This is a genomic window from Burkholderia sp. F1, assembly GCF_050813845.1.
Taxonomy (GTDB): domain Bacteria; phylum Pseudomonadota; class Gammaproteobacteria; order Burkholderiales; family Burkholderiaceae; genus Burkholderia; species Burkholderia ubonensis.
This window is the reverse complement of record NZ_CP172421.1, coordinates 3545503-3565299: the sequence shown is the minus strand read 5'-3', so window position 1 is coordinate 3565299 and position 19797 is coordinate 3545503. Positions and strand designations below refer to the sequence as shown.

Genomic DNA, 19797 nt, shown 5'->3' with positions numbered 1-19797 from the left:
AGGCCGCGCGGCGCGCCGATAGCCATTGAATTTTATCAAACGGGCGCGGTCGGGCCGACCGCCGCCGGCGGTTCCGGCGCGAGCGCGGCGCGCAGCGTCGTCCAGCGCAATTGCGCGTCGGCGGCCGCGCGCAGCACGGCCGGCAGCACGTCGAGCACGACCGGTTCGCCGCGTGCGTCGCGCGCCGCGTGGCCGTCGTGGACGAGCAGGATGTCGCGTGGCGCGAGCCCGTGCAGCAGGCGGCGCGTGACCACGCCGGCATCCCGCTCGCGCGTGTCGAAGCCGCGCCGCGTCCAGCTCGCAAGCTGCAGGCCGAGCCCGCACAGCACCGGTTCGAGGAACGGATTGCGCAGGCCCGCGGGCGCGCGGAAGAACAGCGGGCGCGTGCCGGTGAGCTCGGTCAGCGTGCGCTGCGCGGCCTCGATCTCGCGCCGCAGCGCGCGCGGGCCCGACAGCGAGAACGTGTGCCGGTGCCGCTGGCTGTGATTCTCGACCGCATGGCCGCGCGCGACGATCGCCTCGATCCACCGCGGATGGCGGCGCGCGAGGTCGCCGATGCAGAAGAACGTCGCCTGCGCGTCGTAGCGGTCGAGCAGGTCGAGCACGCGCGGCGTGACGTCGGGGTCGGGGCCGTCGTCGATCGTCAATGCGATCCGGCGGCCGGCGCTTTCCGGCAGGCGCGTCCAGTTCGGGCCGAGCAGCGCGCTTTTCGGCCACAGGCTCGCCGCCGTCAGCGCGAGGTGCGACGCGACCACGCCGCCGGCCTCCCACGGCCAGCTCACCGGCTGCGCGACGACGGCCGCCGCCGCGCCCGCATGCAGCGCGGCCGCGCACGCGACGAGCGGCGTCGGCTTCCAGCGGCGCGCGTCGCCGGGACGCGGCACGGATGACGGCGCGTTCATGTGCGGGCTCCCTGCAGCGGTGCGGCGGCCGGCGGCGCGAGGATCGCGGCGAACGCGAGCGCGAGCATCGCGCCGGGGCCGACGGTCAGGCCGAAGGTTTCGAGCAGCGGCACGTTCGACAGCGCGAGCAGCCCGAAGCCTGCGACCGTCGCGAGATTGGCGACCAGCAGCGACACGAGCGTGTGGGACGTGACGGGTTGCGCATCGCCGCGCTTGCAGAAGAACAGCGCGTAGTTCGAGCCGACCGCGACGATCAGCAGCATCCCGATCAGGTGCAGGATCGTCAGCGGCACGCCGGCGACCGCGAAGCCCGCGGCCACGACCAGCACCGCCGCGACGAGCGGCGCGAGCGCGCGCACGACGCGCCGCGGCGAGCGCAGGGCGATCAGCAGCAGCACCGCGATCGCCGCGAAGCCCGCGAGCGACAGGCGGATGTCCTCCCGCACGTAGTCCACGTACAGGCGGTCCGCCTCGGCCTTCATGTCGACGAACAGCGCGCCGGGCACGCCGGCGCGCGCGACGGCCGCGCTGATCGGCGCCGCGTCGAGGCTTGGCGCCGCGTCGAGGCTCGGCGCGGCTTGCGCCGCGTGCGCCGCGCGTGCGGCGTCCGGCGCGCGCAGCGGCAGCATCGCACTCCAGCGGCCCGCGCGCTCGGTCAGCAGCGCATCGACCGCGAGCGCCATCGACGTGCCGCGCAAGTCCGCGCGCGTCAGGAGCGGCGCGTGGCGCGCGGCGTCGACGTCGGCGACGAACGGCGCGAACAGGTCCGGCCTGACGGTGATCGGCTGGTGCGCGACCGCTGCACGCAGCCGCGCGGCGAGCGTGCCGGCGTCCGGCAGGCTCGCCTGCCGCGCGCGTTGCGCGGCGTCGCTCGGCAGGTAGCGCGCGGGGTTCTCGAAGCCGGCGAGCGCGCCGCGGTCGACGAGCGGCTGCAGTTGCGCGGCGATGCGCTCCGCGCCTTCGAGCGCAGCTTGCTCGCCGTCCGCCGGAATCACCACCAGATAGCGGACGTCGGGCGCGCCGACGTCGGCGCGCAGGCGCGCGTCGAGCGCCTGCGCGCGCGCGGGCACCGGGCTCAGCGCGGCGAGCTCGCGGCTCCACAGGCCGTCGCGATGCAGCGCGAGCGCCACGCACGCGGCGAGCACCAGCGCGGCCAGCGGCCAGCGCAGGCGCGGCGCGGCGGCGGCCGCGCGCGCGAGCGCCGCGCCGACGCGCGACACGTCGCGGATCGCGACATGGCCGCCGCGCAGATGCGGCAGCACGAAGCGCGTGACGAGCGCGGCGGCGGTCAGGCCCGCGATCGAATACAGCCCGAGCTGCACGAGGCCGGGGAAGCCGGAGAACAGCATCGACGCGAAGCCGCAGACGGACGTCAGCACGCCGAGCCGGATCGTCGGCCAGTACGCGGCGAGCCACGCGCGCGTCGCGTCGGCCGCGCGCGCCGCGGGGCGCGGGCCGGTCTGCGCCGACTGCACGAACAGGTAGATCGAGTAGTCGACCGCCTCGCCGATCAGCGTGGTGCCGAAGCCGAGCGTCAGCCCGTGGACCGTGCCGAACGCGACGCTGACCGCCGCGAGCCCGGCCGCGATGCCGGACAGCACCGGCAGCAGCCCGAGCGCGAGCGTGCGCGGCGAGCGGTACAGCGTCAGCAGCAGCGCGACGATCAGCAGCACGCTCAGCGTCGACAGGCGCTCGACGTCGCGCCTGATCGTGTCGCGCGCGTCGACCGAGAACACGCCGGGCCCGGTCATCGCGAGCGTGCAGGACGATGCGCCCGGCGTCGCCTGCCGCGCCGCGTCGAACGCGCGGCGCACGGCATCGATCGCGCGCGCCTGCGCATCGGTGTCCGAGCCGGCGGCGGCCGTCTGCACGACGAGCACCGCGCGCGTGCCGTCGCGCGACGCCCACACGCCGTTGCGCAACGCCGGCAGCGCGCCGCTGTCGAGCTGGCCGACGAGCGCGGCGACTTCGCCGGTCGGGTCGCGCGGCAGCAGCGCCTTCGCGACGAGGCCGGCCGACGAGCTCAGCAGGTCGAGGCTGTCGCCGAGCGCCTGGTGCAGGCCGTCGGCGGTGAAGCGCTGCGGCGTCACGGCCGGGCTCAGCAGGTAGCGATGCTCGACGATGAACTGCTGGTCGCGCGCGTCGTTGACCGGCTCGCCGTTGTTGACTGCCGCGAACTGCGGATCGTCGCGCAGCGCCGCGGCCACGCGCCGCGACAGAACCGCGCGCGCGGCGGCGGTGTCGCCGTCGATCGCGACGAGGATCAGCCGCGACACGAGGCCGTCGCGCAACTGGTCGACGAGCACGCGCTGCCCGGCGCTCGGCGAGCGCGGCAGGAACGCGGACAGGTCCGCGGTGAAGCTTGCGCGGCTGATCGCGAACCCGCAGGCGATCAGCCCGAGCAGCCACACGAGCACCGCGCGCTGCCGCAGCACGCGCAGGCCGCGGGCGACGGGGGAGGGTCGGGTGCGGTCGTCCATCAGTTCGCCGGAACGGGTTGCAGCCGCATCAGCGAATGGTCGCCGTCGGCCTGCCGGATCGCGACGCTGCGTAGCACGTCGCGCGTGCCGTCGAGCGTGATCGTGCTGACGACCTTCAGCATCCGCGCGTCGAGCGGCGTGAGCGTCAGCGTCCAGTCGTCGCCGCGCCCGGACAGCGCGACCTTGTACACCTGCTCGAGCGCGAAGCGGTTGCCGGAGAGCGTCGCGCGAATGCTGTCGATGAACGCGCCGAGCTCCGGATAGCGGTCGAGCGCGAGCGTGTATTTGCGGTTGTTGCGCTCGACGGTCAGCATGCCGCCGTCGACGACGAGGTGCTCTGGCTTCGGGCTCAGCGTGTGCTTCTCGAGATGATCGGGCGCGACGAACACGAGCTCGCCGGACGACTCGACCGGCTGCGCGGCGATCGACAGGGTTTTCGTCTCGGTGAACGTCGCGCGGCCGGACTTGTGCTGCGCGAGCGTCGACATCAGCCGGTCGAGGCTCCATGGCGCGCCGGCGTCCGCCGCGCGCGCGGGCGCGGCCAGTGCGATGGCGGCGGCGAGCGTGGCTGCGGCGATGGCGAGCGGGAATCGGTGGAAGGCGGCCATGCGTCAGGAATCCCTCGTGGCGGGCAGGCCGGCGTGCACCGGCGCGTCGTCGCGACGCGCGGCGGGTGCGCCGCCGTCCTGCCAGAAGTCGAAGAAGTTGAACCAGTTGTACGGCGCGGCGCGGCAGTACTTGTCGAGCAGCGCGACGTAGCGCGCGAGCGCCGCGTCGACGGCGGCCGCGCGCGCGTCGCGGCGCACGCCGGAGAAATCGGCGAGCGGCTCGAAGTGGACGTCGTAGCGGTTGCCGTCGCGATAGAGGCCGGTCATGAAGATCACCGGGCGCCCGAGCATCGCGGCCATGTACAGCGGCCCGAGCGGGAACGCGGCCGGCGCGCCGAGCAGGTCGAGCCGTCGAGTCGACGCGGCGGCGTCGTCGCGCAGCGTGCGGTCGGCGAGCATGCCGACCAGGCAGTTCGCGTCGAGGCGCTCGCGCACCTTCAGCATCGAATCGACCTGCCCGAGGGGAATCACGTCCGGCTTCGCGGCGGGATTCACGGCGGCGAGCGTCGCGTTGATCTTGCGCGCGTTTTCTTCATACATCGTAATGACGACGCGCAGGCCCGGCTGCGTGCGGCCGAGCGCGCGCACGACCTCGAAGCTGCCGAGGTGCCCGCCGATCAGGAACGCGCCGCGCCCGCCCGCGAGCGCGGCGTTGACGTGCGCCTCGCCGTGCAGGCGCACGTCGAACAGGTCGAAGCGCTCGTTCATCAGGTACACGCGGTCGTGGATCGTCGACGCGAACGCGAACACGTGCCGGTACACGTCGCGCCAGTGCGCGGGCCGGCCGAGCGCGCGGCGCAGGTAGTCGCGCGACGCCGCGCACGCGGTCGGCGAGAACAGCACGAACCAGGCCGCGACGAGATGCAGCACGACGCGCGCGGCGCGCCGCCCGAAGCGCAGCGAGATCCACGTCATCGCGCGCAGCAGCGGCGTGTTGCTGCGCTCCTGGCGCCGGGCCCATGCGGTGCGCTTCATGCGGGCGTCGCCTCCCGCGCGGCCGGCGGCGCGGACAGCACGCCGGTCGCGACGTCGCGGCGTCCGGCGCGCACGGTGAAGCGGATCGCGCCGCTCGCCGCCGCGTCGAACGCGAGGTCGAGCGGCTCGCCGGGCGCGGCCGGGCTCAGGAATTTCGCGGAGCCGAGCCGCCACGCGTGCAGCGGACGGTTCAGCGCCGCGCCGATCGCGGTGATCGCGTGATCGAGCAGCACGACGCCCGGCACGATCGGATGGCCGGGGAAGTGGCCGGGCAGCGCCGGATGGTCGGCGGGGATCGTGAAGGCGAGCGCGTTCGCCGCGTCGGCGTCGCGGCCGGGCACGGACGACATGGCGGCGCGCGCATGCCGGGCGACCAGCGCCGCGAGCACGTCGCGCGGCAGCTTGCCGGTGTCGTTGCGCGGCAGCATATCGACGAACACGAGCGGGCGCGGCATGAACGCGGGGTCGATCCGCTCGCGCAGCGCGCGTTGCAGGTCGGCGGCCGCCAGCGTCGGCGCGACGACCAGCGCGACGACGCGCGTGACGGGTTCGGGGCCCGCAGCGCGGCCGGCGCGCGTCGCGTCGTCGGGCATGAAGAACACGCCGTCGACGACGCCGGGGATCGCGGTGAGCTGATGATTCAGGTACGCGAGCGACGTGCGCTTGCCGGCGATGTTGACGAGGTCGGCCTTGCGGCCGTGCAGCAGGAAGCGGCCGTCGCCGAGCAGTTCGAGCGCGTCGCCCATCGGCACGGGCGCGTCGACATGCGCGCCGGAGACCCACACGGTCGGCTCGCCGTCATCGTCCGCGCTTTCGCGCACGTCGACGCGGATGCCCGGAAACAGTTGCCAGGTTGCGTCCCGCGCGGTGCGGCGCGTCGCGATCTGGCCGGTCTCGGTGCTGCCGTAGATCTCGACGAGCGGCGCGTCGAGCGCGGCCTCGGCTTCGCGCGCGAGCGACGCCGCGAGCGGCGCGGTCGCCGACAGCACGAGCGCGGCGCGCGGCAGCGCGTGCGCGGACGACAGCAGCGCGCGCAGGTGGATCGGCGACGCGACGAGCACGCGCGGCTGCGGCACCGCGTCGAGCGCCGCGCGGATGTCGAGCGGGTAGAACGGCAGGCGGTTGCTGAACGCGAGCCCGCCAACCAGCGCGAGCAGCACCGTCGCTTCGAAGCCGTACATGTGCTGCGCGGGCACGGTGCCGACCAGCGTGTACGCGCGGCCGTCGAGCAGCCCGAGGCGCTCGGCCGATGCGCGCAGGCAGCCGACCAGGCTGCCCCAGGTCTTGCCGTGCGGCACCGGCGCGCCGGTCGAGCCGGACGTGAACACATAGGCCATGAGCCGCGACGCGTCGATCCGCGGGACGACGAACGGCGCAGCGCCCGCATTGACCATACCGTCCGCCGGCGCGGCGTCGGGATACGCGAAGCGCGGCAGGTCGATCGCACAGCCGGGCGCGTCGTGCAGGCAGAACGCATCGGGCGCGAACGACGCGAGCCGGCGGACCGTTTCCGGCGTCTGGGTGGACGGCAGCAGGCTGACCTTGCCGGCGACGAGCGCCGCGCACAGGCCGACGGCGAAGCGGTAGCGATCGCGGCACACGTTGAGCACGTGGCCGCCCGCAGGCAGCGTGGCGGCCACGCGCGCGACGTCGGCGAGGAAGGCGCGCACGGTCACGCGCGCGCCGTCGCGCCACGCGATCGTCTGGTCCGGGGACGAATGGAAAACCAGCGGGTAAGTCGGCATAAGTCAGCGGAAACGAAAGCGGGGCCGGCGCCGCTGCCACGCGGCGCCGGCCGTGAATTCAGCGCGCATGGCTTGCGCGGGCCCCGGTCGACTGCCGGTACGCGCGCACCGCGTCGAGCATGCGCGGCCGCGGCCGGTGCGGCAGCGCGAAGCGCCGGCACGCATGCTCGGCGGCGAACATCACGGCGACGAGCGGCAGCGACAGGTAGTTCGCGAACGTCGACCACGTGACGATCGGCGCGGTCGCGAACAGCAGCGTCGACACGGCGGCGATCGCGACGAAGAACAGCGTCCACGCGACCGTGATCTGCCGCGTGTAGCGCGCGACGGCCGGCGTGATCGTGCCATGGATCATCGCCGCGAAGCGCGTGCAGAGCGGCGTTTGCCCGGCCGCCAGCGTGCGGCCGAACAGCAGCGCCATCGCGAGGTTGAAGCTCGCGTGCTCCAGATACAGGCCCCAGCCGAAATGCCGCGCGAGCGGTTCGCGCGCGGCCCACAGCGCCGCGGCGGCGAGCATCCATGCCGGAACGAGCCACGCGCGCCGCGGCGAGCGCAGCGCCGCGCCGAGCGCGAGCAGCAGCGGCGGCACGAGCGCCATCGCGAGTCCGAAGCCATGCGCGCCCGGCGTCGCGGCCGCGTAATGCGCGCCGGCCTGGTAGGCGAGCACCGCGCCGGCGGCGAGCGCGCCGCGCGCGATGCGCTCCGGCGCGCTCATTGCGCGGCTCCGGGCGCACGGCGCGCGCCGCCGGCGCGTGCGGCGGCAGCGCGGCAGCGGATCGGAACAGGCGCAGTAACGCGGCGAACGGGTGGGCACGGCATGGCTGGGTGCGTCGGTACAGGTCGGGGGCGCGACGCGAGCGTCGGGCCGTCAATTGTCATAGGAATGGCGGCCGGAGCAAGGGGCCGGCCGACTGTCATGGCACGCACATTTTAGGGTGCCTGGCGGTCGACTTTCGGATGGGCGGGAAGGGGTTTTGTAACCGATTGTATGGCGCCGCGCGCAGCCCGCCGCGCGGCCGATCCATTTCCATCCAAAGCCGCTCAAGCGTCCCGTGGGTTCGCGTCCCGAAATGCGGGCGGCGCGCGCCCGCACGTCTGTAACCCTTTCACCGTATACGCCCCGATACCCGTCGACTAGAATCCGCGTAACTTTTACCAAACGATCCCCCAAAAACACGGGCGGGGTGGACGGCGGATGCCGGAGGAATGGACCGGCGCACGCGGCGACGCGTGCGCGACACGGCCGTTCCGGTGCGCTCCCGCTGCCGTGCGCCGCCTGTTTGCAAGCATGATGAACGCACTGGAACAAGAGCTCGCCGCGCTGATCATCGGCGAACTGAATCTCGAAGACGTGTCGCTCGACGCTGTGACCGCCGACACCCCGCTGTATGGGGAAGGATTCGGGCTCGACTCCATCGACATCCTGGAAATCGCGCTGCTGATCTCGAAGAAGTACGGCTTCGAGCTGCGCTCGGACAATCCGGATAACGAAAGGATCTTCGCGACGCTCGGCGCGCTCGCCGCCTACGTCGCCGCGCATCGCGCGAAATGACGGCGCGCGCCGCCACGGCGCGAAATCGGTGACAACGGCACGCGGCCGGGTGCGGAGCATGCGCTTCGCCGCCGCCGCGTCGATCGGAGTGGAATGCACATGGAAGGAGACGGTCGATGCGCTCGCTCGTGACGGGCGGCAGCGGTGCGCTCGGGCAGGCGATCTGCGAAGCGCTGGCGCTGGCCGGCCATGAAGTCTGGGTGCACGCGAACCGCCATCTCGCGCAGGCGGAAGCGGTCGCGCAGCGGATCGTCGCGGCAGGCGGCGCCGCGCATGCGATCGCGTTCGACGTGACCGACGCCGACGCGGTCGACGCCGCGCTCGCGCGGCTCGTCGACGACGCGCCGGTGCAGATCCTCGTCAACAACGCGGGCATTCACGCCGACGCGCCGATGGCCGGCATGTCGCGGCAGCAATGGCGCAGCGTGATCGACGTGACGCTCAACGGCTTCTTCAACGTCACGCAGCCGCTGCTGCTGCCGATGATCCGCACGCGTTGGGGGCGGATCGTCAACATCGCGTCGGTCGCGGGCGTGACCGGCAACCGCGGGCAGGTCAACTACGCGGCCGCGAAGGCCGGGCTGATCGGCGCGACCCGATCGCTGTCGCTCGAGCTTGCTTCGCGCGGCATCACCGTGAACGCGGTCGCGCCCGGCATCATCGCGTCGCCGATGGCCGAACCCGCGTTTCCCGCCGAGCGCATCAAGCAGCTCGTGCCCGCGCAGCGCGCGGGCCGGCCCGACGAAGTCGCGGGCATGGTCGCGTATCTCGTGTCCGATGCGGCGGCCTACGTGACGGGGCAGGTGCTGTCGGTCAACGGCGGTCTCGCATGACGATGCCCGACGTGGAAACCCGATGCCGCGGGTCGTCGGCAGGTCATAAAATTCCATCAGTATCCCCGTCTTCGACCTTGGCCGTGTCCATGTCCTCGCCGCGCGCTTCGTCAACCCATCTCGTGCTGATTCCGAGCTACAACCCGGGCATCAGGGTCGATGCGACCGTGCGCAGCGCCCGCGCGCAGTGGAATCCGGTGTGGGTCGTCGTGGACGGCAGCACCGACGGCAGCGCCGAGCGCCTGCAGGCGCTGGCCGAGCGCGATCCGGGGCTGCACGTGATCGTGCTGCCGGAGAACCGCGGCAAGGGCGCGGCGGTGCTCGCGGGGCTCGACGCGGCCGCCGCGCGCGGCTTCACGCACGTGCTGACGATGGACTCCGACGGCCAGCATCCGGCCCACCTGATTCCCGAGTTCATGGCCGCGTCGCAGGCCGCGCCCGACGCGATGGTGCTCGGGATGCCGAAGTTCGACGCCGCCGCGCCGCCGTTGCGCGTGCAGGGGCGGCGGCTGTCGAACGTGTGGGCCGACGTCGAGACGCTGTGGGCCGGCATCGGCGATTCGCTGTACGGCTTTCGCGTGTATCCGGTCGCGCCGCTCGCGGCGATCATGCACCGGCAGATGTGGATGCGCGGCTTCGACTTCGATCCCGAGGCCGCGGTGCGGTTGTGCTGGGCCGGCGTGCGCCCGATCCGCATCGACGCGCCGGTGCGCTATTTCCGCGAGAACGAGGGCGGCGTGTCGCACTTCCATTACGGGCGCGACAACGCGCTGCTCACGTGGATGCACCTGCGGCTGATCGCGGGCTTCGTGCTGCGGCTGCCGCTGCTGGCCGCGCGCCGGCTCACGCGGCGTCCGCACCCGCATCGCGGTTGATCCAGATCGTCTTTCACCCCCGATCCCGCTGCCTAGAATCCAGTTACGCGCGACGCGGCGCCGCCGGCGCAGTCGCGGCATCAGGTGCGAAACCGTTCGCGCGCAGGCAATCCCGACACGGTTCAATCGTAAGGGGAATCGTCATGGCGACTTACGTGGTTCTTGCAAACTTCACCGATCAGGGCATCCGCACGATCAAGAGCACGCGGCAGCGTGCGGGGCAGGTCGCGGAAATGGCCCGGACGTTCGGCTGCAACATAAAGGAGGTGTACTGGACGCTCGGCGCATTCGACATCGTCACGATCGTCGAAGCGCCGGACGAGCAGAGCCTCACCGCATTCGGCTTCGCGCTCGGCTCGGCGGGCAACGTCCGCACGCAGACGCTGCGCGCGTTCACGAGCACCGAAGTCGGTGAAATCATCGCGAAAATGTAGTGCACGCGCGGCCATCGTGCGCGCATGGCGGCTCCGCCGATCGGGGCACGCGGCAGTCGGCTTCACGTCGTGCGCGCTATCTTTTCGCTTCCCCCGTCACGCAACGTGACGCCTTCGATGCCGCATCGCGTCACGCGTTGCGTGCGTACAGTTCCGCCTTGCTTTCACCCGATAACTGACTAAGGTTGAAGGACGGTCAAAGGGCCGGAAGGGGGCGCAGCCCGCATGCGTGCGTCGTGCGTGTCCCCGCAACGGCGGCGCGTTTCCGCCGGCGGCGCGATCCGTCGCCGAGCCGGATGCGTGCGCCTCGGCGGCATCACTTCACCGAGCCGCGCCGCATTGACGCGCCAGGCTTCGCACCCGCACGGAGGCGAGTCATGAGCACGGTCGCGCGCTTTCATGTCGACTACACGCAGTATCTGGGGCCCGACGGCGAGCCGGTGCAGCCGTTGCCCGAGTTCGCGCAGGACCCCGCGGCGCTGCTGCCGCTCTATCGCGCGATGGTGCTGACGCGCGCGTTCGATGCGAAGGCCGTCGCGCTGCAGCGCACCGGCAAGCTCGGCACGTTCGCGTCGTCGGTCGGGCAGGAGGCGATCGGCGTCGGCGTCGCGAGCGCGATGCAGACCGACGACGTGCTGTTCCCGTCGTATCGCGACCATGCGGCGCAATTGCTGCGCGGCGTCACGATGGCGGAAAGCCTGCTGTACTGGGGCGGCGACGAGCGGGGCAGCGATTTCAGCGCGGCGCGCCACGACTTCCCGAACTGCGTGCCGATCGGCACCCAGGTGTGCCATGCGGCGGGCGCGGCCTATGCGTTCATGCTGCGCCGCGAGCCGCGCGTCGCGGTGACGATCTTCGGCGACGGCGGCACGTCGAAGGGCGACTTCTACGAAGCGATGAACCTGGCCGGCGCATGGCAGGCGCCGCTCGTGCTCGTCGTCAACGACAACCAGTGGGCGATCTCGGTGCCGCGCACCCGGCAGACCGCCGCGCAGACGCTCGCGCAGAAGGCGATCGCGGCCGGCATCGAGGGCCGGCAGGCCGACGGCAACGACGTGATCGCGGTGCGGCAGGTCGTGTCGGAAGCGCTCGACAAGGCGCGCCGCGGCGGCGGCCCGACGCTCGTCGAGGCGCTCAGCTACCGGCTCGGCGATCACACGACCGCCGACGACGCGACGCGCTATCGCGACGCCGACACCGTCGCGAAGCAATGGGAGCACGAGCCGCTGATCCGGCTGCGCACGTACCTGACGCGGATGAACGTATGGGACAAGGCGCAGGACACCGAGCTCGGCAAGGCCTGCTACGCGCAGGTCGAAGCGGCCGTGCAGGAATACCTGGCGGTCGCGCCGCCCGACACGTCCGCGATGTTCGACCATCTGTACGCGACGCTGCCGCGCGCGCTGCGCGAGCAGCTCGACACGGCGCTCGCGTTCGCGCCGGCCGCGGGAGGCCATCATGGCTGACCTGAACCTGGTGGAAGCGGTCAATCGCGCGCTCGCATTCGAACTCGCGAACGATCCGGCGGTGGTCCTGCTCGGCGAGGACATCGGCGTCAACGGCGGCGTGTTCCGCGCGACCGTCGACCTGCAGTCGCGCTTCGGCGCCGAGCGCGTGATCGACACGCCGCTCGCGGAGTCGGGAATCGCGGGCGCCGCGATCGGCATGGCGGCGATGGGGCTGCGGCCGGTCGCCGAGATCCAGTTCACCGGGTTCATCTACCCGGCCATCGATCACATCCTCAATCACGCGGCGCGGCTGCGGCATCGCACGCGCGGCCGGCTGTCGTGCCCGCTCGTGCTCCGTTCGCCGTGCGGCGGCGGCATCCACGCGCCCGAGCATCACTCCGAAAGCCCCGAGGCGCTGTTCGCGCATATCCCCGGGCTGCGCGTCGTGATGCCGTCGTCGCCGGCACGCGCATATGGGCTGCTGCTCGCCGCGATCCGCGATCCGGACCCGGTGATCTTCCTCGAGCCGACGCGCCTGTACCGGCTGTTCCGGCAGCCGGTCGAGGACGACGGCGAGGCGCTGCCGCTCGACACCTGCTTCACGCTGCGCGACGGCACCGACGTCACGCTGGTGAGCTGGGGCGCGGCGCTGCAGGAAGTGCAGGCGGCCGCCGACCGGCTCGCGCAGGACGGCGTGATGGCCGAGGTGATCGACGTCGCGACGCTCAAGCCGCTCGACGTCGACACGATCCTCGCGTCGGTCGCGAAGACGGGCCGCTGCGTGATCGTCCACGAGGCGCCGCGCACTGCGGGGCTCGGCGCGGAGATCGCCGCGGTCATCGCCGAGCGCGGGCTGTATTCGCTGCTCGCGCCGGTGCAGCGCGTGACCGGCTACGACGTCGTCGTGCCGCTGTTCCGGCTTGAAGGCCAATATCTGCCGAGCGTCGAGCGGATCGTCGACGCAGTCCGCAAGACGCTGGAGGCGTCATAACCATGAAGATCTTCAAACTGCCCGATCTCGGCGAAGGGCTGCAGGAAGCGGAAATCGTCGAATGGCACGTGAAGGCGGGCGACGCGGTCGAGACCGACCAGCCGCTGCTGTCGGTCGAGACCGCGAAGGCGATCGTCGACATCCCGTCCCCGCAGGCGGGCCGCATCGCGAAGCTGTTCGGGCAGGCGGGCGACCTCGTGCATCTCGGCGCGCCGCTCGTCGCGTTCGAAGGCGCGGGCGACGACGCGGATGCCGGCACCGTCGTCGGCAAGGTCGAAGTGGGCGCGCAGGTCGTGCACGACGCGCCGGCGGCGCTCGGCGGTGCGATCGGCGGCGCGGGCGCGATCAAGGCGATGCCCGCGGTGCGCGCGCTCGCGCGCAAGCTCGACGTCGATCTCGCGATGGTCACGCCGTCGGGCGCGGACGGCGTGATCACCGCGGCGGACGTGCAGCGGGTCGCGAAGGTGCTCGCCGAGGTCGGGCCGGCGGAAGTGCTGCGCGGCGTGCGGCGCGCGATGGCGCAGAACATGGCGCGCGCGCAGAGCGAGGTGGCCGCGGCGACGGTGATCGACGACGCCGACATCCACGCCTGGGCGCCGCGCGCCGACGTGACGATCCGGCTGATCCGCGCGCTCGTCGCGGGCTGCCGCGCCGAGCCGGGGCTCAACGCGTGGTACGAAGGGCACACCGGGCGGCGGCACGTGCTCGCGAAGATCGACGTCGGCATCGCGGTCGACCTGCCCGATGGCCTGTTCGTGCCGGTGCTGCGCGACGTCGCGCAGCGCGACGCCGCCGACCTGCGGGCCGGTCTCGACCGGATGCGCGGCGACATCCGCGCACGCAGGATTCCGCCGGAGGAGCTGCGCGGCAATACGATCACGCTGTCGAACTTCGGGATGATCGCCGGCAAGTACGCGGCGCCCGTCGTGGTGCCGCCGACGGTCGCGATCCTCGGCGCGGGCCGCATCCACGACGCCGTGGTGGCGGTCGGCGGCGCGGCCGCCGTGCACCGGATCCTGCCGCTCAGCCTGACGTTCGACCATCGGGTCGTCACGGGCGGCGAGGCGGCGCGCTTTCTCGCGGCGGCGATCGCCGATTTGCAGGCGGCGGACTAGATTCGCGTGCGCGCCGTTCAAGCTTTTCAACATTCCTGCGGCGTAATGGCGGCCGCCATGAGTCGATTACATCGTACCTTACGGGTAATTGGCCTCTCATACGATGTAAATAACTGGTAATTTTCTGCCGTTTTATGCAAAATCGCCGCTTCTAAAGACAACTACCGAGGGTACAAACATGCAGTTGAAGAATGCGGTTGCGGCTTGTGGCGTGGCGTTCCTGCTGAGCGCGTGCGGCGGCGTGCAGGGTCTCGATGGAAACGGCCTCGCGTCGGCCGGCTCGAACATGCTCAAGGCGGCGACGCTGTCGGACGCCGACATCGCCGCGCTGTCGAACGACTCGTGCAAGTCGAGCGACGCCCAGTCGAAGATCGCGGCGCCGGGCAGCGCGTACGCGAAGCGGCTGACGAAGGTGATGGCGGGCTTCGGCGACATGACGCTGAACGGCCAGAAGATCAACTACAAGGTCTACATGACCAAGGACGTCAACGCGTGGGCGATGGGCAACGGCTGCGTGCGCGTGTATAGCGGCCTGATGGACATGATGAACGACGACGAGCTGCGCGGCGTGATCGGCCACGAAATGGGCCACGTCGCACTCGGCCACTCGAAGAAGGCGATGCAGACCGCCTACGCGGTGAGCGCGGCGCGCAGCGCGGCCGGCGCGGCGTCGCCGGGCGTTGCGGCGCTGACCAACTCGCAGCTCGGCGACATCACCGAGAAGTTCATCAACGCGCAGTTCTCGCAGTCGCAGGAAAGCGCGGCCGACGACTACTCGTTCGACCTGCTCAAGCAGAAGGGCATGAACCAGAAGGGCCTCGTCACGTCGTTCCAGAAACTCGCGAAGCTGGACGGCGGCAAGAGCTCGATGATGGATTCGCACCCGTCGTCGGCGAGCCGCGCGCAGCACATCCAGGATCGCCTCGCGAAGGGCAACTGATAAAAGCGCCGGCAAGGCCGGCGCTTCAGTCTGCAGACGAACCCCACGTTCTCCGGAGCGTGGGGTTTTGTTTTTTTCAGGTTACGGCACCATCCCCGGCAGCACATACGCCTGCACGAGCGTGATCAGCCCGACGATCACCGCGAACAGGAGGCTGTGCCGGACCGTGAAGCGGAACAGCTCCGCTTCCTTGCCGACGAGGCCCGTCGCCGCGCACGCGACCGCGATCGACTGCGGCGAGATCATCTTCGCGGTCACGCCGCCCGTCGTGTTCGCGGCGACGGCGAGCGTGTCCGGCAGGCCGAGCTGGTGCGCGGTCGCCTGCTGCAGCGAGCAGAACAGCGCGTTCGACGACGTGTCCGAGCCGGTCAGGAACACGCCGAGCCAGCCGAGGAACGGCGAAAAGAACGGGAACGCGGCGCCGGTGCCGGCGAGCAGCAGCGCGAGCGTCGACGACATCCCCGAATAGTTCGCGACGAACGCGAACGCGAGCACGAAGCCGATCGACAGGATCGGGCGCGCGAGCTCCTTCAGCGTTTCGCCGAACGTGACGAGCGCGTCGCGCGGCTTCATCCGCAACAGCACGATCGAGATCAGCGCGGTCACGAGGATCGCGCTGCCGACGGCCGACACCAGGTCGATCTTCAGCACCGCGTCGAGCGCCTTCGGCGTCGCGACGATCGGCGCGGTCTTGACGACGAGCTGGTCGAGCGCCGGCACCTTGAACTTCAGCACGGTCGCGGCGAGCGCGCCGTGCGGGCCGAACAGCGCCTTGAACGGCGCGAGGCTCCATACGGTGACGACGCCCGTCAGGATCAGGAACGGCGACCACGCGCGCACCGTCTGCGCGAACGTGTACGGCGACGCCTGCCGGCTCGTCGACGAACCGAAGCCGCCGAAGCCCGCGAGCGCCGCTGCGCCGCCGCCCGACGCGACCACGCCGCCGGCCGCCTCGCGGGCAGCCTGATTGGCGCTGGCCGGCTGCCACACCTTCAGGAACGCGGCGAGCGCGACGAGGCTGACGAGCGACGACGTGATGTCCGGCAGCTCGGGCCCGAGGTGGTTCGACGTGAAGTACTGCGTGATCGCGAAGCTGCCGCCGGCGACGAGCGCGGCCGGCCACGTCTGCCGCACGCCGCGCAGCCCGTCCATCATGAACACCAGCCAGAACGGCACCGCGAGCGACAGCAGCGGCAACTGGCGGCCGGCCATCGCGCCGATGTGGAACGCGTCGATGCCGGTGACCTGCCCCGCGACGATGATCGGGATGCCCATCGCGCCGAATGCGACCGGCGCGGTGTTCGCGATCAGGCACAGACCGGCCGCGTGCAGCGGGCGAAAGCCGAGGCCGACGAGCAGCGCGGCGGTGATCGCGACCGGCGCGCCGAAGCCGGCCGCCCCCTCGAGGAACGCGCCGAACGAGAAGCCGATCAGCAACATCTGCAGCCGCTGGTCGTCGGTGATCGACAGCACCGACGCGCGGATGACGTCGAACTGGCCGGTCTTGACGACGATCCTGTACAGGAACACCGCGGCGACGATGATCCACGCGATCGGCCAGAGGCCGTACGCGAAGCCGAAGCCGGCTGCCGCGAGCGCCTGCGGCGCCGGCATCCGGTACGCGAGGATTGCGACGCCGAGCGACAGCAGCAGCGTGATCGCGGCCGCGACATGCCCCTTCAGCCGCAAGCCGGCAAGCGCGACGAAAAAGAAGATGATCGGGATCGCGGCGACGAACGCCGACAGCCCGAGGCTGCCGAGCGGGGTATAGATCTGTTGCCAGGCCTGCATGGTTGTCTCCTCCATATGTCTCTATATGTCTATCGGTACGGGTCAGAAAGGTCTTGGCTATTCGGGCTGGCCGCGCGCGCGCAGCAGGTCGGACAGGCTGCGCGGCGCCGGTTCGAGCGGCGTGCGGTGCTGCGTCCAGCCCATCTGCTGCGCGGGCGCGAGCGCCCGCAGGCGCGTCGCCGCCCAGCGGAACGCGCGGTACGCGCGCGGATGCGCGAACGCGCCGGACCAGAAGCGCCACACGAGGTCTTCCGCGCGGTTGTAGTTCGCGCCCTGGCCGCGCAGCGGATGCGCGACCGGCTCGTCGGGCTTGCGGTTCGCCTCGGTGCGCAGCCGCACCAGCAGCTGCGGGATCGGAATCCGCACCGGGCACACCTCGCCGCACGCGCCGCACAGCGTCGACGCGGTCGGCAGGTCGGCGGTCGCGTCGAGGCCGAGCAGGTGCGGCGAGATGATCTTGCCGATCGGCCCCGGGTAGGTCGTGCCGTACGCGTGGCCGCCGATGCGCGTATAGACGGGGCAGTGGTTCATGCACGCGCCGCAGCGGATGCATTGCAGCGTCGCGCGCAGCTGTTCGTCCGCGTACGCCTGCGTGCGGCCGTTGTCGAGCAGCACGAGGTGCAGCTCGCGCGGGCCGTCGCGCTCGCCGTCGCGGCGCGCGCCGGTGATCAGGTTGAAGTAGGTCGTGATCGCCTGGCCGGTCGCCGAGCGCGTGAGCAGGCTCGACAGCGGCACGATGTGCTCGAGCTTCGCGACGACCTTCTCGATCCCCATGATCGCGATGTGCGTGTCGGGCACCGTGGTCGACAGGCGGCCGTTGCCCTCGTTCTCGACGAGCCACAGCGTGCCCGTGTCGGCCGCCGCGAAGTTCACGCCCGACAGGCCGATGTCCGCATCGACGAACGCCTGGCGCAGCGCGCGGCGGCCGGTCTGGATCAGCTCGTCGACGTCTTCCGTGTAATGCGCGTCCGGAATGTGCGCCTCGAACAGTTCGGCGATGTCGCCGCGCGTCTTGTGGATCGCGGGCATCACGATGTGCGACGGCTTCTCGCCGGCGAGCTGGACGATGTATTCGCCCATGTCGGATTCGATGCAGTCGACGCCGCGCTCGGCGAGGTAATGGTTCAGCTCGATTTCCTCGCTCGCCATCGACTTGCCCTTGATCACGCGGCGCGCCTGTTTCGCCTGCGCGATGCCGAGCACGATCGCGTTCGCTTCGTCGGCCGTCTCGGCCCAGTGCACGCGCACGCCGGCCTCGGTGAGCTTCGCCTCGAGCCGTTCGAGCAGTGCCGGCAGTTGCGCGAGCGCATGCTGCCGGATCGCTTCGCCGAGATCGCGCAATTGCTGCAGCTCGGCGCCGTCGGGGAACTGCGTCGCGCGCTTGGCGCTCAGGAAATCCATCGCGCCGCGAAAGCTGCGGCGCAGCTTCGGATCGTCGAGCGCCTGGCGCGCGCGGGCCTTGAAGTCGCCCGGGGCGACGAACTGCATCGGGTGGTCGCTCATCGCGAAGCTCCTTGGCGATCACGCGGGTCCGCGGCGTCGGCCGGATCGGTGACGATCACGACCCACAGACGACGTGGGCCGTGCGCGCCGTACGCGAGCGTCTGCTGGATGTCGGAGGTCTTCGACGGTCCGGACACCAGCACGAGATTGGTCGGCATGCCCGCCTGCCAGCGCTCGGCGTGCACGGCCGCATGGAGGTCCGCGTGCAGCGTGCGCGCATGGACGAGCGCGACGTGCAGCGGCGGCACCAGCGACACGGTGCGCGGCGTGCCGGCGTCGGGCGCGAGCACGAGCGTGCCGGTCGCCGCGATGCCCGAGCGCGCGACCGTGAAGCCCGCGTCGATCGTGTCGAACAGCTCGGCCTTCCATGCGTCGATCGGACGGTCGAACGGCACGGTCGCGACGGTGCCGGGCAGCGCGCGGGCCAGCGCCGCCGACTCGGCGCGGGCCGGGTCGAGCAGCAGGCGGCGCACGCCGGCCGCGGCGAGGCGCGCGGCGAGCTGCGCGGGCCACGCGGCCGCGTCCGCGCACCAGACGTCGGCGTGCGACGCGGCGAGCGCGGCCTGCAGCGCTTGCGCGAGCGCGTGCGGATCGGCCGGGGCGGCGGCACGCCGGGCCGCGTAGTGGCGGTCGATGCGGGCGTCGAGGGGGGCGGCGTCACCGGCGGCAGATGCGGCAGATGCGGCAGCCGGCGCGGCGGCGCGCAGCCGCGCGAGGATGGCTTCGCGCGCGCTCATCGGTCGTCTCCGCGCAGCGAAGTCGCGCCGGCGGTGCGGCGCCACAGGAAGCTCGCGAGGTGCTCGACCGGCAGCGGCGCACCGGCCTTCGCCGCCGCATGCCCGATGTTCAGCAGGCAGCCGCAGTCGGCGGACACGAGCCGGTCGCAGCCGGTTGCGCACGCCGACGCGACCTTGTCGCGCACCATCGCGCCGGAGATGTCGGGATGCTTCAGCGAGAACGTGCCGCCGAAGCCGCAGCATTCGGATTCGCGTTCGTGTTCGATGCGGGTCACGCCGGGCAGCGCGTCGACGAGCGCGACGCCATCCGCACGCGTACCCATTTCGCGCCGCGCCGCGCACGACGTATGCAGGACCACGCGCTCGTCCGGCTGAGCGGACGCGGCGAGCGCGTCGAGCTGCACGCCGAGCACATGGACAAGGAATTCGGCAAGTTCATACACGCGTTCGGCGATCGCGCGGGCTTTCGCGCCGTTCACGGGATCATCGGCGAACAGCGCCGGCCAATGGTGCCGCATCATGCCCGCGCACGAGCCGGACGGGACGATCACGGGCCACGGTTGCGCGAACAGGTCGAGCTGCGCGGCGGCGACGCGGCGCGCCTCATCGGGATTGCCGCTGCTGTAGGCGGGCTGCCCGCAGCAGCTCTGGCCCCGCGGATAGTGGACGGTCAGGCCCTCGCGCTCCAGCAGCCGCACCGCGTCGAGCCCCGCGTCGGGGACGAACAGGTCGACCAGGCAGGTCGCGAACAGATAGACGTCCGCGGGCGCGGCCGGGGGGTACTGCCTTTCGTTCATGTCTCGCTCCAGGGGACGGCGGCCCGGCACGCGGGACGGCTTTCGCTGCATAATTCCCGCGACGGCGCGTT

General features: G+C 71.8%; 18 protein-coding genes. 8 read left to right on the top strand and 10 right to left on the bottom strand.

The window, feature by feature from the left end; translation table 11 throughout:
- Positions 1–35: 35 nt before the first annotated feature.
- From ACFIMZ_RS16790 to ACFIMZ_RS16765, 6 genes are read right to left on the bottom strand one after another with little or no spacing between them, the layout of a single operon-like run.
- Positions 36–902, bottom strand: coding sequence for a polysaccharide deacetylase family protein (locus tag ACFIMZ_RS16790; protein WP_431820488.1), 867 nt, complete (start codon positions 900–902; stop codon positions 36–38).
- Entirely contained in the window at positions 899–3382 is a 2484-nt protein-coding gene (locus ACFIMZ_RS16785; protein ID WP_431820487.1) for an MMPL family transporter, read from the bottom strand. The genes ACFIMZ_RS16790 and ACFIMZ_RS16785 overlap by 4 nt, the downstream gene beginning before the upstream one ends.
- Positions 3382–3990 (bottom strand): outer membrane lipoprotein carrier protein LolA, encoded by a 609-nt coding sequence (locus ACFIMZ_RS16780; RefSeq protein ID WP_431820486.1) that lies wholly within the window; start codon positions 3988–3990, stop codon positions 3382–3384. The genes ACFIMZ_RS16785 and ACFIMZ_RS16780 overlap by 1 nt, the downstream gene beginning before the upstream one ends.
- A 3-nt stretch (positions 3991–3993) precedes the next feature.
- A complete protein-coding gene (locus ACFIMZ_RS16775) occupies positions 3994–4965 on the bottom strand; it encodes an acyl-CoA synthetase (RefSeq protein WP_431820485.1) in 972 nt (323 codons plus the stop codon).
- On the bottom strand, positions 4962–6710 hold the full coding sequence (locus ACFIMZ_RS16770; RefSeq protein ID WP_431820484.1) for an AMP-binding protein: 1749 nt from the start codon (positions 6708–6710) through the stop codon (positions 4962–4964). Before ACFIMZ_RS16770 ends, ACFIMZ_RS16775 begins: the two co-directional genes overlap by 4 nt.
- A gap of 58 nt (positions 6711–6768) precedes the next feature.
- Positions 6769–7425, bottom strand: coding sequence for a hypothetical protein (locus ACFIMZ_RS16765; RefSeq protein ID WP_431820483.1), 657 nt, complete (start codon positions 7423–7425; stop codon positions 6769–6771).
- A gap of 576 nt (positions 7426–8001) precedes the next feature.
- Between ACFIMZ_RS16765 and ACFIMZ_RS16760 the strand changes: the two genes are divergently transcribed.
- The 8 genes from ACFIMZ_RS16760 (at position 8002) to ACFIMZ_RS16725 (ending at position 14898) form a co-directional block, all read left to right on the top strand.
- Positions 8002–8262, top strand: coding sequence for a phosphopantetheine-binding protein (locus ACFIMZ_RS16760; protein ID WP_029226252.1), 261 nt, complete (start codon positions 8002–8004; stop codon positions 8260–8262).
- 116 nt (positions 8263–8378) lie between these two features.
- Entirely contained in the window at positions 8379–9095 is a 717-nt protein-coding gene (gene fabG, locus ACFIMZ_RS16755) for a 3-oxoacyl-ACP reductase FabG (RefSeq protein ID WP_431820482.1), read from the top strand.
- Between the two features lie 89 nt (positions 9096–9184).
- The gene (locus tag ACFIMZ_RS16750; protein ID WP_431820481.1) at positions 9185–9970 is read left to right on the top strand and encodes a glycosyltransferase family 2 protein; all 786 of its coding nucleotides are present in this window, start codon (positions 9185–9187) and stop codon (positions 9968–9970) included.
- 143 nt (positions 9971–10113) lie between these two features.
- A complete protein-coding gene (locus tag ACFIMZ_RS16745; protein WP_431820480.1) occupies positions 10114–10404 on the top strand; it encodes a GYD domain-containing protein in 291 nt (96 codons plus the stop codon).
- 377 nt (positions 10405–10781) lie between these two features.
- On the top strand, positions 10782–11870 hold the full coding sequence (gene pdhA / locus ACFIMZ_RS16740) for a pyruvate dehydrogenase (acetyl-transferring) E1 component subunit alpha (protein ID WP_431820479.1): 1089 nt from the start codon (positions 10782–10784) through the stop codon (positions 11868–11870).
- Entirely contained in the window at positions 11863–12843 is a 981-nt protein-coding gene (locus ACFIMZ_RS16735) for an alpha-ketoacid dehydrogenase subunit beta (protein ID WP_431820478.1), read from the top strand. The genes pdhA and ACFIMZ_RS16735 overlap by 8 nt, the downstream gene beginning before the upstream one ends.
- A gap of 2 nt (positions 12844–12845) precedes the next feature.
- Positions 12846–13958 (top strand): dihydrolipoamide acetyltransferase family protein, encoded by a 1113-nt coding sequence (locus ACFIMZ_RS16730; protein WP_431820477.1) that lies wholly within the window; start codon positions 12846–12848, stop codon positions 13956–13958.
- A 178-nt stretch (positions 13959–14136) separates the two neighbouring features.
- Entirely contained in the window at positions 14137–14898 is a 762-nt protein-coding gene (locus ACFIMZ_RS16725; RefSeq protein ID WP_431820476.1) for a M48 family metallopeptidase, read from the top strand.
- Positions 14899–14979: 81 nt separating this feature from the next.
- On the opposite strand, the gene ACFIMZ_RS16720 is transcribed toward ACFIMZ_RS16725, so the two are convergent.
- The 4 genes from ACFIMZ_RS16720 to ACFIMZ_RS16705 are packed head-to-tail and all read right to left on the bottom strand — an operon-like array spanning position 14980 to position 19726.
- On the bottom strand, positions 14980–16689 hold the full coding sequence (locus ACFIMZ_RS16720) for a lactate permease LctP family transporter (protein ID WP_431820475.1): 1710 nt from the start codon (positions 16687–16689) through the stop codon (positions 14980–14982).
- A gap of 57 nt (positions 16690–16746) precedes the next feature.
- Entirely contained in the window at positions 16747–18192 is a 1446-nt protein-coding gene (locus ACFIMZ_RS16715; protein WP_431820474.1) for a LutB/LldF family L-lactate oxidation iron-sulfur protein, read from the bottom strand.
- Positions 18189–18929 (bottom strand): LutC/YkgG family protein, encoded by a 741-nt coding sequence (locus tag ACFIMZ_RS16710; protein WP_431820473.1) that lies wholly within the window; start codon positions 18927–18929, stop codon positions 18189–18191. The genes ACFIMZ_RS16715 and ACFIMZ_RS16710 overlap by 4 nt, the downstream gene beginning before the upstream one ends.
- The gene (locus ACFIMZ_RS16705) at positions 18926–19726 is read right to left on the bottom strand and encodes a (Fe-S)-binding protein (protein WP_431820472.1); all 801 of its coding nucleotides are present in this window, start codon (positions 19724–19726) and stop codon (positions 18926–18928) included. The genes ACFIMZ_RS16710 and ACFIMZ_RS16705 overlap by 4 nt, the downstream gene beginning before the upstream one ends.
- Between the last annotated feature and the right edge of the window lie 71 nt (positions 19727–19797).

Coding starts and splice junctions, on each gene's coding strand:
- ACFIMZ_RS16745 (WP_431820480.1), top strand. CDS start 10,114: ATGGCGACTTACGTGGTTCTTGCAAACTTCACCGATCAGGGCATCCGC.
- ACFIMZ_RS16750 (WP_431820481.1), top strand. CDS start 9,185: ATGTCCTCGCCGCGCGCTTCGTCAACCCATCTCGTGCTGATTCCGAGC.
- ACFIMZ_RS16775 (WP_431820485.1), bottom strand. CDS start 4,965: ATGAAGCGCACCGCATGGGCCCGGCGCCAGGAGCGCAGCAACACGCCG.
- ACFIMZ_RS16735 (WP_431820478.1), top strand. CDS start 11,863: ATGGCTGACCTGAACCTGGTGGAAGCGGTCAATCGCGCGCTCGCATTC.
- ACFIMZ_RS16705 (WP_431820472.1), bottom strand. CDS start 19,726: ATGAACGAAAGGCAGTACCCCCCGGCCGCGCCCGCGGACGTCTATCTG.
- ACFIMZ_RS16720 (WP_431820475.1), bottom strand. CDS start 16,689: ATGCAGGCCTGGCAACAGATCTATACCCCGCTCGGCAGCCTCGGGCTG.
- ACFIMZ_RS16725 (WP_431820476.1), top strand. CDS start 14,137: ATGCAGTTGAAGAATGCGGTTGCGGCTTGTGGCGTGGCGTTCCTGCTG.
- ACFIMZ_RS16760 (WP_029226252.1), top strand. CDS start 8,002: ATGAACGCACTGGAACAAGAGCTCGCCGCGCTGATCATCGGCGAACTG.
- ACFIMZ_RS16765 (WP_431820483.1), bottom strand. CDS start 7,425: ATGAGCGCGCCGGAGCGCATCGCGCGCGGCGCGCTCGCCGCCGGCGCG.
- fabG (WP_431820482.1), top strand. CDS start 8,379: ATGCGCTCGCTCGTGACGGGCGGCAGCGGTGCGCTCGGGCAGGCGATC.
- ACFIMZ_RS16770 (WP_431820484.1), bottom strand. CDS start 6,710: ATGCCGACTTACCCGCTGGTTTTCCATTCGTCCCCGGACCAGACGATC.
- ACFIMZ_RS16790 (WP_431820488.1), bottom strand. CDS start 902: ATGAACGCGCCGTCATCCGTGCCGCGTCCCGGCGACGCGCGCCGCTGG.
- ACFIMZ_RS16715 (WP_431820474.1), bottom strand. CDS start 18,192: ATGAGCGACCACCCGATGCAGTTCGTCGCCCCGGGCGACTTCAAGGCC.
- pdhA (WP_431820479.1), top strand. CDS start 10,782: ATGAGCACGGTCGCGCGCTTTCATGTCGACTACACGCAGTATCTGGGG.
- ACFIMZ_RS16780 (WP_431820486.1), bottom strand. CDS start 3,990: ATGGCCGCCTTCCACCGATTCCCGCTCGCCATCGCCGCAGCCACGCTC.
- ACFIMZ_RS16730 (WP_431820477.1), top strand. CDS start 12,846: ATGAAGATCTTCAAACTGCCCGATCTCGGCGAAGGGCTGCAGGAAGCG.
- ACFIMZ_RS16785 (WP_431820487.1), bottom strand. CDS start 3,382: ATGGACGACCGCACCCGACCCTCCCCCGTCGCCCGCGGCCTGCGCGTG.
- ACFIMZ_RS16710 (WP_431820473.1), bottom strand. CDS start 18,929: ATGAGCGCGCGCGAAGCCATCCTCGCGCGGCTGCGCGCCGCCGCGCCG.